This is a genomic window from Kitasatospora sp. NPDC056446 (assembly GCF_042796115.1).
In the GTDB taxonomy this organism is placed as follows: domain Bacteria; phylum Actinomycetota; class Actinomycetes; order Streptomycetales; family Streptomycetaceae; genus Kitasatospora.
Window position 1 is genome coordinate 12,266 of the sequence record NZ_JBHTRF010000033.1, and the last position, 13,819, is coordinate 26,084.

At 73.4% G+C, this 13,819-nt stretch carries 13 protein-coding genes; 5 read left to right on the plus strand and 8 right to left on the minus strand.

Features of this window, described 5'->3' with window-relative positions:
* Positions 1-44 precede the first annotated feature (44 nt).
* Entirely contained in the window at positions 45-1,259 is a 1,215-nt protein-coding gene (locus ACFQ6N_RS21370) for a pyridoxal phosphate-dependent aminotransferase (protein ID WP_380651110.1), read from the plus strand.
* 32 nt (positions 1,260-1,291) lie between these two features.
* On the plus strand, positions 1,292-1,624 hold the full coding sequence (locus ACFQ6N_RS21375; RefSeq protein ID WP_380651113.1) for a YnfA family protein: 333 nt from the start codon (positions 1,292-1,294) through the stop codon (positions 1,622-1,624).
* Between the two features lie 100 nt (positions 1,625-1,724).
* Here ACFQ6N_RS21375 and ACFQ6N_RS21380 read toward each other — a convergent pair whose 3' ends face one another.
* The 5 genes from ACFQ6N_RS21380 to ACFQ6N_RS21400 form a co-directional block, all read right to left on the minus strand.
* Complete coding sequence (locus tag ACFQ6N_RS21380) at positions 1,725-3,392, minus strand: fibronectin type III domain-containing protein (RefSeq protein WP_380651116.1); 1,668 nt, start codon at positions 3,390-3,392, stop codon at positions 1,725-1,727.
* A 149-nt stretch (positions 3,393-3,541) separates the two neighbouring features.
* The gene (locus tag ACFQ6N_RS21385) at positions 3,542-3,859 is read right to left on the minus strand and encodes a hypothetical protein (protein WP_380651119.1); all 318 of its coding nucleotides are present in this window, start codon (positions 3,857-3,859) and stop codon (positions 3,542-3,544) included.
* A gap of 116 nt (positions 3,860-3,975) precedes the next feature.
* Complete coding sequence (locus ACFQ6N_RS21390) at positions 3,976-4,404, minus strand: (2Fe-2S) ferredoxin domain-containing protein (protein ID WP_380651122.1); 429 nt, start codon at positions 4,402-4,404, stop codon at positions 3,976-3,978.
* Between the two features lie 170 nt (positions 4,405-4,574).
* Positions 4,575-4,847, minus strand: coding sequence for a hypothetical protein (locus ACFQ6N_RS21395; RefSeq protein WP_380651125.1), 273 nt, complete (start codon positions 4,845-4,847; stop codon positions 4,575-4,577).
* A 103-nt stretch (positions 4,848-4,950) separates the two neighbouring features.
* Positions 4,951-6,606, minus strand: coding sequence for an FAD-binding dehydrogenase (locus ACFQ6N_RS21400; protein ID WP_380651128.1), 1,656 nt, complete (start codon positions 6,604-6,606; stop codon positions 4,951-4,953).
* 315 nt (positions 6,607-6,921) lie between these two features.
* Between ACFQ6N_RS21400 and ACFQ6N_RS21405 the strand changes: the two genes are divergently transcribed.
* Complete coding sequence (locus ACFQ6N_RS21405; RefSeq protein ID WP_380651131.1) at positions 6,922-7,857, plus strand: SGNH/GDSL hydrolase family protein; 936 nt, start codon at positions 6,922-6,924, stop codon at positions 7,855-7,857.
* 117 nt (positions 7,858-7,974) lie between these two features.
* Here ACFQ6N_RS21405 and ACFQ6N_RS21410 read toward each other — a convergent pair whose 3' ends face one another.
* Entirely contained in the window at positions 7,975-9,111 is a 1,137-nt protein-coding gene (locus tag ACFQ6N_RS21410) for a HoxN/HupN/NixA family nickel/cobalt transporter (RefSeq protein ID WP_380651134.1), read from the minus strand.
* A 236-nt stretch (positions 9,112-9,347) separates the two neighbouring features.
* Between ACFQ6N_RS21410 and ACFQ6N_RS21415 the strand changes: the two genes are divergently transcribed.
* Together ACFQ6N_RS21415 and ACFQ6N_RS21420 are read left to right on the plus strand one after the other, a co-directional pair.
* Positions 9,348-10,358, plus strand: coding sequence for a hydrolase (locus tag ACFQ6N_RS21415; RefSeq protein ID WP_380651137.1), 1,011 nt, complete (start codon positions 9,348-9,350; stop codon positions 10,356-10,358).
* Positions 10,359-10,577: 219 nt separating this feature from the next.
* Entirely contained in the window at positions 10,578-12,431 is a 1,854-nt protein-coding gene (locus ACFQ6N_RS21420) for a CocE/NonD family hydrolase (protein WP_380651140.1), read from the plus strand.
* A gap of 28 nt (positions 12,432-12,459) precedes the next feature.
* Here the strand turns inward: ACFQ6N_RS21420 and ACFQ6N_RS21425 are convergent, their stop codons facing one another.
* Both ACFQ6N_RS21425 and ACFQ6N_RS21430 read right to left on the minus strand, forming a co-directional pair.
* Complete coding sequence (locus ACFQ6N_RS21425) at positions 12,460-12,765, minus strand: cupin domain-containing protein (RefSeq protein WP_380651143.1); 306 nt, start codon at positions 12,763-12,765, stop codon at positions 12,460-12,462.
* A 145-nt stretch (positions 12,766-12,910) separates the two neighbouring features.
* The gene (locus tag ACFQ6N_RS21430; protein ID WP_380651276.1) at positions 12,911-13,813 is read right to left on the minus strand and encodes an aminoglycoside phosphotransferase family protein; all 903 of its coding nucleotides are present in this window, start codon (positions 13,811-13,813) and stop codon (positions 12,911-12,913) included.
* Positions 13,814-13,819: the final 6 nt, after the last annotated feature.

The following is a 13,819-nucleotide window of genomic DNA, read 5'->3' on the forward strand; positions in this document are numbered from 1 at the left end:
CAAAGCAGAAGCAGCGGAGCGGTGGTGACGGTCGGGAGGCCGCAGTGGAGTTTCGGCAGTCCAGCAAGCTGAATGACGTGTGCTACGAGATCCGCGGCCCGGTGGTCGACCAGGCCAACGCCCTGGAGGAGGCCGGGCACACGGTGCTGCGGCTGAACACCGGCAACCCGGCACCGTTCGGCTTCGAGGCGCCCGAGGAGATCATCCAGGACATCATCCGCAACCTGCCCAAGGCGCACGGCTACAGCGACTCGCGCGGCATCCTGCCGGCCCGCCGCGCGGTGGTGCAGTACTACCAGCAGCGCGGGGTCCAGGGCGTCACCGTCAACGACGTCTACCTCGGCAACGGCGCGTCCGAGCTGATCCAGATGGCCGTCACCGCGCTCGTGGACGACGGCGACGAGGTGCTCGTCCCGATGCCCGACTACCCGCTCTGGACGGCCGTGGTCCGGCTGGCCGGCGGCAAGGCCGTGCACTACCTGTGCGACGAAGAGGCCGAGTGGTACCCGGACCTGGACGACATCGCGGCCAAGATCACCCCCCGCACCAAGGCCATCGTCGTCATCAACCCCAACAACCCGACCGGCGCCGTCTACCCGAAGGAACTGCTGGAGGGCATCCTCGACCTGGCCCGCCGCCACCAGCTGATGGTCCTGGCCGACGAGATCTACGACAAGATCCTCTACGACGGCACCGAGCACCACTGCCTGGCCGCCCTCGCCGACGACGTGCTCACCCTCACCTTCAACGGCCTCTCCAAGTCCTACCGGGTGGCCGGCTTCCGCAGCGGCTGGCTGGTCGTCTCCGGGCCCAAGCAGCACGCGAGCGACTACCTGGAGGGCCTCACCATGCTCTCCGGCATGCGGCTGTGCCCCAACGTGCCCGCCCAGTACGCCGTCCAGGCCGCGCTCGGCGGCCACCAGTCCATCAACGACCTGGTCCTGCCCGGCGGCCGGCTCACCGAACAGCGCGACATCGCGGTCCGCGCGCTCAACGAGATCCCCGGCGTCAGCTGCGTCAAGCCCAAGGGCGCGCTGTACGCCTTCGCCAAGCTCGACCCGGCGGTGCACCGGATCGTGGACGACGAGCGGTTCGTGCTGGACCTGCTGCTGCGCGAGAAGATCCACGTCGTCCAGGGCACCGGCTTCAACTGGCCCCGCCCGGACCACTTCCGCTTCGTCACCCTGCCCCGGGCCGACGACCTGGAGACGGCCGTCAACCGCATCGGCCGCTTCCTGGCGACCTACCGCCAGAGCTGAACCCGCCGTCGAGGGTCATAGGGTCGGGGACCATGACCGTCCTGCGTTCCGTCTCCCTGTTCGTCCTCGCCGCACTCGCCGAGATCGGCGGCTGCTGGCTGGTCTGGCAGAGCGTGCGCGAGCAGCGGCCCTGGTGGCTGGCCGGGCTGGGGGTGGTGGCGCTCGGCGCGTACGGCTTCGTCGCGGCGCTGCAGCCGGACGCCCAGTTCGGCCGGGTACTGGCCGCGTACGGCGGGGTGTTCGTGGCCGGCTCGCTGCTCTGGGGCGTGGTCGTGGACGGCTTCCGGCCGACCCGCTACGACGTGGCGGGCGCGCTGGTCTGCCTGGCCGGGGTCACCGTCATCATGTACGGCCCCCGGCGCTGAACCGCCGAGTCCGGCCCCCGACTCCGGCCCACCGGCGCCGGACGCACCGGTGCCCCGGCGTCGAGGACCGACACCGGGGCACCGTCACGACCGCCGGGGACTACCAGCCCCAGCCGCCGCCCTCGCCGTCGTCGTCGCGGTTGGAGTCCCAGCCCTCGCCGACCTTGCGCAGGATCGAGTAGTTGTCGATCTGCGTGCCGTCCTCGGCCAGCGCGGTGACCTTCATGACCGACTTCTGGCCCAGGTGGGCCGGGGTCACGTCGACCTTGATGAAGGAGTAGCCGGTGTAGCGGACCCGCGACCACTGGATGGTCTCGGGGGTCTTCACCCGGCCCTTGCTCCAGTAGTAGGTCTTGACCTCGTCCTGGTGGTTCTCGTGCCCCTCGTAGGTGTCCGGCACGTCGAACTTGTACAGGCTGCGGCCGGCCGCACCCGCGGTCACGTAGACCACGCCGTCCTTCTCGGGCTCGATGGTGGCGCCGCTCGGCACCTGCTTCGAGACCTTGTTGCCCAGGATGGCGTCGGTGCGCTCGTAGATGTGGTTGTGGCCGTTGATGACCAGGTCCACCCGGTACTTCTCGAACAGCGGCACCCAGGCCTCGCGGACGCCGCCCTCGGAGGCGTGCGCGACGGTGGTGGAGAAGGCGCAGTGGTGGAAGAAGACCACGACGAAGTCGATGGTCTCGTCGTTGCGCAGGTCCTTGAGGGTGCGCTCCAGCCACTTGGTCTGCTTGCCCGCCGAGAGGCCCAGGTTCGCCGGGATCTCGTACGAGACGTCGTTGGCGTCCAGGGAGATGACGCCGACGTTCTTGTAGCGGAAGGTGTAGACGCCCGGGACGTTGCGCGGGTCCGGGCCGTTGTTCGGCAGGAAGAAGCGGGTGTTCTCGCCGCCGTAGCCGTTGGGCGAGTACCAGGCCTCGATGTCGTGGTTGCCGTAGGCGACCATCCACGGGATCTCGGCGGCGACCGTCTCGGTCTGGACCAGGAAGTCGTCCCAGGTCTTCGCGTTGAAGACGGACTTGTCCGGGTCGGTGCCGGAGCCCGCCGGGTCGGCGTAGCAGATGTCGCCGGCGTGCAGGTGGAAGGCCGGCTTCTGGGCCTTGATGATGTGGTCGTTGCCCGCCGCGTGCGAGCTGACGCCCTGGTCGCCGAAGGCGGTGAAGGTGAACGGCTCGTACACCTTGCCCCAGCGGTGGTCGCGGGACGGCGCGGTGCGGAAGGTGTGCAGGGTGGAGATCTGCTGCTGCGAGGCGGGGTCGAAGCCCTCGTGGCCGACGCCGTAGTAGTAGGTGGTGTCGGGGCGCAGGTCCTCCAGCGCCACGTGCAGGTAGTACTGGTCCACCGGCTGGCCGGTCGGGGTCAGCGCCGGGGTGTGCAGCGCGCGGACCTCGGCCTGGACCTTGTGGCTCAGCTCCCACGGGGTCTTGCCGTAGCGCAGGAACGGCTTCTTGACCGGCGCCGGGACCTGCCAGGAGACACGGAACTGGGTGTCCGGCTCGGGGCCGAACTGGAGGTGGCGCCCGACCGGCGCGACCAGCGAGCCGTCGATGCCGTCCGTCGTGCCGCCCGTCAGCAGCTGCGGGCCGGCCGGCGCCGCGAAGGCGGTACCGCTGCCCATGGCACCGCCGACGGCGACGGCACCGACGGTCACGGCACCGGCGCGCAGCATCCGGCGGCGGGAGAAACGGGCCCGCAGGTACTCGTGCTGCTCGGCCATGCTCATGCGGTCGGCGAGCTTGGCCGGCACGCCCATGTTGGGGATATCCATGCGCGGGACTCTGTCAGCGGCTCATGGATCGCACGGGGACGCCCGGTGAACGGGCCGCAGCGTGTCCCCCATTCGAACACCAATGTTCGACCATGGATTGGCAAAGGGCGTGTCCGTACCGATCCGACGCCGGATCATGCCCCCACCGGTCACTCGGCCTGAGCGGGCGTCGGCGGGACCGGAGAAACCGGCGGGACCGGCGGGCGGGCGGGCCTGGGGGCGGGCTCCTCCCAGCGCTCGGCGGTGCGGTTGCCGGTGCCGTCGCAGGTGCGGCAGATCTCGTCCCGGTAGGCGTGCTTGGCGCCGGTCGCGTCCACCCGGTAGCGGACGTACACGCCGGTGCCGTCGCACAGGAAGCAGTTGCCGCCGCCGCCGCCGACCTCGGTGGTGCCGGTGCCCTGGCAGGTGCGGCAGCTGAGGCCGGCGGTCCGGCCGGTGCCCGCGCAGATGCGGCAGACCGTCGTCATCGTCTTCCTCCCTCGCGCGGCACGGCTCGACGCCACCGGTCATGGTAGTGGTGCGGACCCCAGGACCACCCCGGGACGACGATCTGACGATCAGTCAGCTTCTCGCGGGCCCGGACTCACTCCGCCAGCCCCTCCCGCACCCGGCGGGAGACCGAGATCAACTGGAGGTCGAGCAGGCCCGGCGGATCGGCCAGACCCGGGCCGCCCGCGCGCACCCAGGCGGCTATGTCGTCGATCATCTCGTCCATCAGCACGAAGCCGAGCCAGACCGGACGGCCGCCCGCCGCCCGCCCCTCGGCGGACGGGCCGACCACCACCACGTTGGACTGGGAGCACACGTCCAGGCACTTCACCGCACGGACCCGGCCCGCCGGGCCCACCGCCGACCGCAGCCGCTCGTACTGCCCCGCGTGGTCCACCCCGGGGTGCTTCGCCTCGGTGCCGCAGCAGCAGCCCCGGCAGACGGTGACGGTCACCGGGGAGGCGGCACCCCGCTTCCGGTCGTGCGTCCGGGCGCCGTCGCGGTCGCGGTCTCGGCGGCTCATCGCTTCTGGTACCCCTCGTGGTCGGCGGCGCGCTCTGCACCGGCACTGTACCCGCCGGTCAGGGGGCGCCCGCCAGGCCCTTGGGGTGCGCACGGTCCACGGGGACCGTCACCGCCACCCGCCCGGACCGGCCCGACCGCCGGCCCCCAGCCCCGCTGAAGGCGGGCCGGTCAGTCCGCGCGCAGGACCGCGGAAGCGGGGGCGCCGGGGGCGGTGCCGGCCTGGACGGCGGCGTGGATCCGGTCGCCCTCCGGGTCTCGGTACAGCTCCGCCCGCAGCCACCACCGTTTCAGCACGCCGCCGATCGTCTCGATGTCGGCTTCGCCCATCTCTCGGTAGAACTCCATGCGCTGCGCGGGCGGCAGGGCCGCGGCGACGCCGTCCTGGGTGCGGGGGACGGGCTGGCGGCTGTCGTGGTGACCGTGCAGGGGTGCTGCGCTCACCGTTCCTCCGAACGTCTCGTGCGGGCGGGACCGCTACCAGTCTCCTCCCCCGGGGGCCGGTCCGGTACCGCCTTCTTCCCGGCAGGAGGGGCCCCGGGCGGCGCTACCCCACCGCCCGGGCGGCCGCCCGGCCCGCGGCGCGGCCGGAGAACAGGCAGCCGCCGAGGAAGGTCCCCTCCAGGGAGCGGTAGCCGTGGACGCCGCCGCCGCCGAAGCCCGCGGCCTCGCCCGCCGCGTACAGCCCCGGCAGCACCTCCCCATCCGGGCGCAGCACCCGGGAGGAGAGGTCGGTCTCCAGCCCGCCCAGGGACTTGCGGGTCAGGATGTTGAGCCGGACGGCGATCAGCGGGGCCGCGGCGGGGTCGAGGACGCGGTGCGGGGCGGCGGTGCGGACGAGCCTGTCGCCGAGGTAGCGGCGGGCGCCGTGGATGGCGGTGACCTGGAGGTCCTTGGCGAAGGGGTTGGCCAGTTGCCGGTCGCGGTCCTCGACCGTGCGGCGCAGTTCGTCCGGGTCGATCAGCGGTTCGCGGGTCTTGGCGTTCATGCCCCGGGCGAGGTCGGCGAGGTTGCCCGCGACGACGAAGTCCCGGCCGCGCCGCAGGTGGCCCCGGACCGGGCCGGGGGCGCCGGGCAGGGCGCGGCCGAGCACGCCGCGCAGGGACCTGCCGGTCAGGTCGGGGTTCTGTTCGGAGCCGGAGAGGGTGAACTCCTTCTCGATGATCCGCTGGTTGAGCACGAACCAGGTGTACCCGTACCCGGTGGACATGATGTGTTCGAGCGTCCCGAGGGTGTCGAAACCGGGGAACAGCGGGACGGGCAGCCGCCGGCCGCGCGCGTCCAGCCAGAGCGAGGACGGTCCGGGCAGGATCCGGATGCCGTGCCGGGCCCAGACCGGGTCCCAGTTCTCGATGCCCTCGGTGTAGTGCCACATCCGGTCCCCGTTGATGCGGCTGGCCCCGGCCGCGCCGGCGACGTCCAGCATCAGGCCGTCCACGTGCGCGGGCACGCCGGAAAGCAGTTTGGCGGGCGGGGTGCCGAGCCGGGCGGGCCAGGCCTCGCGGACCAGGTCGTGGTTGCCGCCGATGCCGCCGGAGGTGACGACGACGGCTTGGGCGCGCAGGTCGAAGCGCCCGGCGACCTCGCGGGAGCTGGCCTCGCCCCGGCCGGCCGGGCTCGGCTCCAGCACCTCGCCGGTGACGGTGTCGACGGCACCCGCGGTGGCGGACAGCCCGGTGACGCGGTGGCGGAAGCGCAGGTCCACCAGCCCGCGGTCGGCGGCGTCCCGGACCCGGCGGAGGAAGGGGGCCAGCAGGCCCGGCCCGGTGCCCCAGGTGATGTGGAAGCGCGGCACCGAGTTGCCGGGCCCGTCGGCGAGGAAGCCGCCGCGTTCGGCCCAGCCGACGACCGGGAAGAACCGCACGCCCATGCCGTGCAGCCAGGAGCGCTTCTCGCCCGCCGCGAAGTCCACGTACGCCTCGGCCCAGCGGCGCGGCCAGGCGTCCTCGGGCCGGTCGAAGCCGGCGCTGCCGAGCCAGTCCTGCCAGGCGAGGGCGTGCGAGTCGCGGATCCGCATCCGGCGCTGTTCGGGCGAGTCGACCAGGAAGAGGCCGCCGAAGGACCAGTGCGCCTGTCCGCCGAGCGAGGCCGCCGGTTCCTGGTCGAGCAGGATCACCTTCCGTCCGGCGTCGGCGAGTTCGGCGGTGGCGGCGAGGCCGGCGAGTCCCGCTCCGATGACGATGACGTCGGCGTCCAGGGCCATGCGCAAGTCCTCCGTCGCGGGTCGCGGGGGCGGCGGGCCCGGGGGCCTGCCGCCGCTGTGCGCCCGATACTGCGGCTTGCGGTGACGCGTGGTCAACCGCCGGGTGACAAGCGAGTGCGCGAATTCCGCTCCACCGCGTTTCGGAAATACCTCCGATACGCGGTGGAGCGGAATTCGAAATCCTGCTGACGGGATTTCGGGAATTTCCGCGCACACCATGGACGTGCGCGAAACCTGGCAGTAACTTACTTGCGAGTAGCTGTGGCCCGGCTCGGCACGACCCCCACCCGTCGTTTCTCTCCCCCAGGAGGAACCGTGCTCCGCCCTGCCCGGAAATCCCGGCACCTCCGGAATTCCGCCCCGCTCGCGGCGGTCGCCCTCGGCGCCGCGCTCGCGCTCACCTCCACCACCGCCCAGGCCGCCGTCCCGGCGCCGAAGCACTACGTGGCGCTCGGCGACTCCTACGCCGCCGGCGCCGGCGTGCCCGGCCAGTCCGCCGGACTCTGCCTGCGCTCCGACCACAACTACGGCCACCTGGTCGCCGCCGCCCTCAAGGCCGGCGCGTACACCGACGTGACCTGCGCCGCCGCCAAGATCAAGGCGATGACGGAGCCCCAGTACGACGCGTTCATCAGGGTCAACGACCCGCAGCTGGACTCGCTGACCTCCGACGCCGACCTGGTCACCCTCGGGATCGGCGGCAACGACCTCGGCACCAGCGACCTCGGCATCGGCGACGTGATCGCCACCTGCATGGCCGGCGCGGTGGTCAACCCGCTGGGCACCCCGTGCCAGGACGTCTACAACCACGGCTACTGGGACTGGAGCAGCTGGTCCTGGCAGTACGGCACGGACGACCTCGCCGCCCGGATCGACACCGCGCGCCCCAAGCTCGCCGACACGCTCCGGCGGATCCACGCCAAGGCCCCCAAGGCCAAGGTGCTGCTGGTCGGCTACCCGTCCGTGCTGCCCGCCGACGGCTCCTCCTGCGTGCTGCGCCAGCCCCTCGCGCCGCGCGACATCCCGTACCTGCACCGCACGCTGGGCGCGCTCAACGCGATGCTCGAGTCCACCGCCGCGGCCAACGGCGCGGTCTACGTGGACACCCAGACGCCGACCGCCGGGCACGACGCCTGCTCGGACGACCGCTGGGTCGAGGGCGCGCTGCCCGGCTCGCCCGCCGTGCCGTTCCACCCGAACGCGACCGGCGAGAAGGCCATGGCGGACGCGGTGCTCGCCGCGCTGCGGTAGGCGACCCCGGCGCAGGGCCTTCCCGCAGGCTCCCCGCGCCCCGAGAACCCCGGCCGGAAAGCCCCGAAGGGCCGGTGACCGTACCCCCGGTCGCCGGCCCCTCGGTTCGCCCGCGTGCTACTCCGGCTTGCCGGAACCGGCGGAGGCGGCAGGAGCGGCGGAGGCCGCGGCCCCGGCGGCCAGCCCGGCCGACCACTTCTCCTCGACCCTGCCGAACTTCCAGTAGGCGATCGCCGCCGCCCAGGTGAGCACGAACAGTCCGACGATCGCGTAGCCGACGAAGTTGAGGTCCAGCCCGCCGATCCAGGCGATCGGCCCGCTGGTGATGTCCAGCTTCTCGCCGATCAGGCCGATCAGCTCGACCGAGCCGATGACCAGCGCGACCAGCACCGACAGCCCGGTGACGGTCAGGTTGTAGTAGATCTTGCGGACCGGCTTGGAGAACGCCCACTCGTAGGCGAAGTTCATGAACGAGCCGTCGATGGTGTCCAGCAGGCTCATCCCGGCCGCGAACAGGATCGGCAGGGTGAGCAGCGCGTACCAGGGCAGCGAGAAGGCCGCCGCGCCGCCCGCCAGCACCAGCAGGGACACCTCGGTGGCGGTGTCGAAGCCCAGGCCGAACAGCAGGCCCACCGGGTACATGTGCCAGGGCTTGGTGACGGCCCTGGTGACCCGGCCGAGGATGCGGTTCATCAGCCCGCGCCGCTCCAGCTGGCGCTCCAGCTCGGCCTCGTCGTAGTCGCCGTCGCGCATCCGGCGGAAGACCTTGAGGATGCCGTTGAAGGCGCCCAGGTTGATCAGGCCGAGGAGCAGCAGGAAGGTCCCGGAGACGGTGACGCCGATCAGGCCGGTCGTCTTGTGCAGCGTCGAGTCGTCGGCCTCCACCTGGCCGGCCAGCGAGCGGATGCCGAAGGCCAGCAGCGCGCACAGGCCGAAGACGATCGAGGAGTGCCCGAGCGAGAACCAGAAGCCGACCGACAGCGGGCGCTTGCCCTGGCCCATCAGCTTGCGGGTGGTGTTGTCGATGGCGGCGATGTGGTCGGCGTCGAAGGCGTGCCGCATGCCGAGGGTGTAGGCGGTCAGACCCATGCCCGCGCCGAACACCTGGCCGCCGACGGTGTAGTGCTCGGGCGCGACCAGCGCGAGCAGGGTGAACCAGCCGACGACGTGCAGCGCGAGGATGAACCCGCCCATTCCGGCCAGGCGGATCCACTCCTCACGGGTGAGGCGGTCTCGCCAGCGAGGGGCGGTCATCGTGGGGTCCTTTCGGCGGAGCGGGCAGAGCTGGGCCATCTTTCCGCCTGGACGCGCGCAGTTGCAAGTCATACGCAAGTGCAGATCTGCGCCCGCCCGCCCCGGGATCACCACAACTCGTACAGGACCTCGTCACCTCCCGGGGCTGTCTCCGGCCGCTCTACGCGCGGATACTCCCGTACCACGCGCGAAAAATCGGGCGCCGAACACCTCGACTCCCCACGGAGGAACGGCACATGACGATCCGTATCCGAAACGTCGCGGCCCTCTCCGGCGCGGCCCTGCTCGCGGCCGGCCTCACCACCCTCGCCCCGGCCGCCACCGCCGCCCCCACCGCGACCCCCGCAGCCGCCGCAGCCGCCGCAGCCGCCCCCGCCACGGCCACCCCCGCAGGCCGGACCGCGCACGCCGCGGGCACCACCCCGCACCGGGTGCTGTTCGACAACAGCAAGGCCGAGACCGCCGGCAACGCCGACTGGATCATCAGCACCAGCCAGCCCGACCCGCTCGCCCAGAACCCCAGCCCCACCACCGAGAAGAGTTGGACCGGCGCCCTGTCCGCCTGGGGCGTCGCCCTCCAGAAGACCGGCCAGTACAGCCTCAAGACCCTCCCGGCCGGCTCCACCATCACCTACGGCACCGGCGGCGCGCTCGACCTCGCCAACTTCGACACCTTCGTCGTCCCGGAGCCCAACACCCGCTTCGGCGCCGCCGAGAAGACCGCGATCATGAAGTTCGTCCAGAACGGCGGCGGGCTCTTCCTGGTCTCCGACCACACCGGCAGCGACCGCAACAACGACGGCTGGGACTCGCCGAAGATCATCAACGACCTGTTGACCAGCAACGGCGTGAACAACAACGACCCCTTCGGCTTCTCCGTCGACCTGCTCAACATCACCACCGACAACCCGCGCGCGGTCAACGACCCCACCGACCCCGTCCTGCACGGCCCCTTCGGCACCGTCACCGGCTCGATCCTGCGCAACGGCACCACCTTCACCCTCAAGCCCGCCGACAACCCGTCGGTCAAGGGCCTGGTCTACCGGACCGGCTCCAGCGGCAACACCGGCGCGTTCTTCGTCACCAGCACCTTCGGCTCCGGGCGGGTCGCCGTCTGGGGCGACAGCTCCGCCATCGACGACGGCACCGGCCAGCCCGGCAACACCCTCTTCGACGGCTGGGACGACCCCGCGGGCACCAACGCCGCGCTCGCCCTCAACGCCACCGCCTGGCTGAGCAAGGCGTAGCCGCCTGGGGCCTCGGCCGGGACCCCCGCCAGGAACCCCGGTCGGAGGACCCCCGGTCGAGGACCCCCCGCCAGGAACCCTCGCCAGGAAAACGGCCGACTCCTCCCCTAGGGTCGGAATGCCGACGCCCGCGGCGCGCCCGGACGGAACGACACCCGTCCCCGTGCGCGCCGCGGGCCCGCCGGCGCCCACCCGGCCCGGGACCCGATGGGAGCGGCCATGCCGTCGTACCCCTTCCACACCACCCGCGAGGACCTCCGCATCCCGCTGCCCGACGGCACCGAGCTGGCCGCCCGGCTGTGGCGGCCGGTCGGCGAGGAGCCCGTCCCGGCCCTGCTGGAGTACTCCGGCGACCGCCTCGCCGACCGGACCGCCGCCCAGGACGCCCGCCGCCACCCCTGGTACGCCGGCCACGGCTACGCCGCCCTCCGGGTCGACACCCGCGGCCACGGCGACTCCGGCGGCACCCCCGGCGAACCCGGCGGCGAGCAGGAACTCGCCGACGGCACCGCCGTGACCGACTGGCTCGCCCGCCGCCCCTGGAGCACCGGCCGGGTCGGCCTGCTCGGCGTCGGCGGCGCCGGCACCACCGCACTGCGCCTCGCCGCCCGCGCACCCGGCACCGTCGGCGCCGCGGTCACCGCCTGCCCCGAGGGCGGCCACCGGCTCGGCGGCGCCCTCCTCGCCGCCGACCTGCACACCCGGCTCACCGCCCTGGTCGCCGACGCCGCCCTGCCCCCCGACCCGCGCCGGCTCGGCGACGCCTGGCGCGACCGGTGGCTGGCCCGCCTGGACGCCCTGCAACCGCCCGTCGACGCCTGGCTCGCCGCCGGCGACACCACCGTCCCGGTCTCCGTCCCCACCCTCGCCATCGCCGGCTGGGGCGACCCGTCCTGCTCCTTCGTCCTGCGCCTGCTCGCCGAGTCCCCCACCGCGCGCGCCCTGATCGGCCCCTGGCCGCACGGCCTGCCCGAGGACGTCCTGCCCGAGACCCTGCGCTGGTGGGACCACTGGCTGCGCGGCGTCGACACCGGCGCCGACCAGGAACCGGCCCTGCGCAGCCGGATCGGCGACCGCTGGGCCGGCGACGAGTCCTGGCCCTCCCCCGACGTCCGCACCATCCACTACGGCCTCGACGGGGCGCTGCGCACCGCCGGCACCAGCTCCGACGAGCGCTACGTCCGGGTCCGCTCCCCGCAGCACACCGGCCTCAACGCGGGCGCGTACGTCCCGCGCGGGCGCCCCGCCGACCAGCCGCCCGACCAGCGCGAGGAGGACGGCCGCTCGGTCTGCTTCGACTCCCAGCCGCTGCCCGAACCCGTCGAACTGCTCGGCGCGCCGACCGTACGGCTGCGGCTGCGGGAGGGCGGGCCCCCGACGCTGGTCGCGGTCCGGCTCTGCGCGGTCCACCCGGACGGCACCTCGGACCTGGTCACCCGGGGCGTCCTGACCCCCACCGGGCCGGACGCCGAGGTCGAGCTCGCGGCCTGCGCCCGGACCGTCCCCGCCGGGCACCGGCTCCGGCTCGCCTTCTCCTCGACCTACTGGCCCTGGGTCTGGCCGCCCGCCGACACCACCGGGTACGGGCTCGACCCGTCCCGCTCCACCCTCAGCCTGCCCGTCCGCCACCTCGCCGCCGACATCGGCGCCGCCCCCGTCACCTTCGAGACGCCCGCCCTGCCCGAGCCGCTCGACATCCACCTCACCGAGCCGCTCACCGCCCGGCCCGAACACCTCACCGTGCACGACATCGGCCGCCACGAGTGGCGCACCGAACTCTCCCCCGCCACCGACGGCACCCGCACCCACCCCGACGGCCTGGTCCGCGACGAGCACACCGTCACCGCCTACCGCATCCTCACCGACGCCCCGCTCAGCGCCCAGGCCCGCACCGACCACACCGTCCGGCTGGAGCGCCCCGACGCCGGCTGGGACATCACCGTCCAGACCCGCACCCAACTGCGCTGCGACGCCGGGCACTTCCTCAGCACCGTACAACTGCGGGCGCTGGAGGCGGGATCCGTCGTGTTCACCCGGGAGTGGCAGCACCGGGTGCCCCGAGAAAGGCCCTGACAAGGGGCCCCACCGCGGGCGGCGGGCCTCAGGACTCCGGCACCTCCACGATCAGCAGCGTCCCCCGGCTGCCCGCCCGCACTGCGTGCCACGCGCCCGCCGGCACCCGGCACAACCCGCCGGCCCGCACCGTCGACTCCTCACCGTCCAGCAGGAGTTCGAGGCACCCCTCGACGACGAACAGCACCTCCGCCGTACCGTGCACCTCCGGCTCCAGCTCCCGCCCGTCCATCCGCAGCACCTTCACCGCGGCCGTCCCGACCAGCCCCAGCACCTGCGAACGCCAGGCATCGGGCAAGCCGGCCGCACGCTCGTTCACGTCGATCACGTCCATGCCCCGGACGCTATCCGGACCGGGCCGCGAGTTGGTCGACCGTTTGGCAAAACCTGCGAGGACCGGCCCACCGCTGCCTCCTGCGCACCCCCGAGGCCGCCGCCGCGCTCGCCGCCGCACCCGGCTGGGAGCGGGAGCTGTTCCCCTACGCGTGGCGGCTGCCCGCCGGGGAGGAGTGACCGGCCAGGACCTCGGCGATCACATGGCGGGCGATGCCCGTCATCCGAGGACTGGTCTCGCGGTAGTAGGCCAGCTCCAGCAGGGCGACGGACAGCGCCCAGCCCCGGCCCCGGGCCCAGGCCGCGTCGTCGGCGCCCACCGCCGCCCGGAAGGCCGCGCGGACCGGCGCGGGGAGCACGTACCAGGCGGGGATCAGGTCCACGGCCGGGTCGCCGAGGCCCGCGCAGCCGAAGTCGATGACGGCGCTCAGCCGGCCCCGCCCGTCCACCAGCAGGTTGCCGGGCTGGAGGTCGGCGTGGATCCAGACCGGCGGGCCCGGGTGGCCGGGAGCCCGCAGCGCCCGCTCCCAGACGGAGGCCGCGGCCCGGGCGTCGACGGCGCCGGCCAGTGCCGCGATCGCCGCCCGGACCGCACCGTCCCGCTCCGCCAGCGGCTCACCGCGGTAGGAGGCCGGGCCACCGGCCGGGTCGATCCGCCGCATGGCGTTCACGAAGTCCGCCAACCCGGCTGCCAGCAGCGCCGGTTCGGCCGGCCGCCCGGCCGCCGGGTTCACCCCGTCGAGCCAGCGCAGCACCGACCAGGGCCACGGACAGCCGTCCACCGGCCCGCCCAGGGCCAGCGGCACGGGCACCGCGACCGGCAGCTCCGGCGCCAGGCGCCCCAGCCAGGCGCACTCCTTCCCGATGTCCTCGGCCGCGCCCGGGATCCGGGGGATGCGCACCACCAGGTCCGCGCCCAGCCGGTACATCGCGTTGCTGGTCCCGGCCGTGGCGACCTCCTCGACCGGCAGGCCCGCCCACTGCGGGAACCGCTCGGCCACCATCCGGCGGACCAGGGCGTCGTCGATGTCGATCTCGTCGGCGTGCATCTTGCG

What these genes read in the sequence shown, in the direction of transcription:
- ACFQ6N_RS21375 (WP_380651113.1), top strand. Translation starts at nt 1,292, where the DNA reads ATGACCGTCCTGCGTTCCGTCTCCCTGTTCGTCCTCGCCGCACTCGCC.
- ACFQ6N_RS21425 (WP_380651143.1), bottom strand. Translation starts at nt 12,765, where the DNA reads ATGGACGTGATCGACGTGAACGAGCGTGCGGCCGGCTTGCCCGATGCC.
- ACFQ6N_RS21400 (WP_380651128.1), bottom strand. Translation starts at nt 6,606, where the DNA reads ATGGCCCTGGACGCCGACGTCATCGTCATCGGAGCGGGACTCGCCGGC.
- ACFQ6N_RS21385 (WP_380651119.1), bottom strand. Translation starts at nt 3,859, where the DNA reads ATGACGACGGTCTGCCGCATCTGCGCGGGCACCGGCCGGACCGCCGGC.
- ACFQ6N_RS21410 (WP_380651134.1), bottom strand. Translation starts at nt 9,111, where the DNA reads ATGACCGCCCCTCGCTGGCGAGACCGCCTCACCCGTGAGGAGTGGATC.
- ACFQ6N_RS21415 (WP_380651137.1), top strand. Translation starts at nt 9,348, where the DNA reads ATGACGATCCGTATCCGAAACGTCGCGGCCCTCTCCGGCGCGGCCCTG.
- ACFQ6N_RS21420 (WP_380651140.1), top strand. Translation starts at nt 10,578, where the DNA reads ATGCCGTCGTACCCCTTCCACACCACCCGCGAGGACCTCCGCATCCCG.
- ACFQ6N_RS21390 (WP_380651122.1), bottom strand. Translation starts at nt 4,404, where the DNA reads ATGAGCCGCCGAGACCGCGACCGCGACGGCGCCCGGACGCACGACCGG.
- ACFQ6N_RS21380 (WP_380651116.1), bottom strand. Translation starts at nt 3,392, where the DNA reads ATGGATATCCCCAACATGGGCGTGCCGGCCAAGCTCGCCGACCGCATG.
- ACFQ6N_RS21430 (WP_380651276.1), bottom strand. Translation starts at nt 13,813, where the DNA reads ATGCACGCCGACGAGATCGACATCGACGACGCCCTGGTCCGCCGGATG.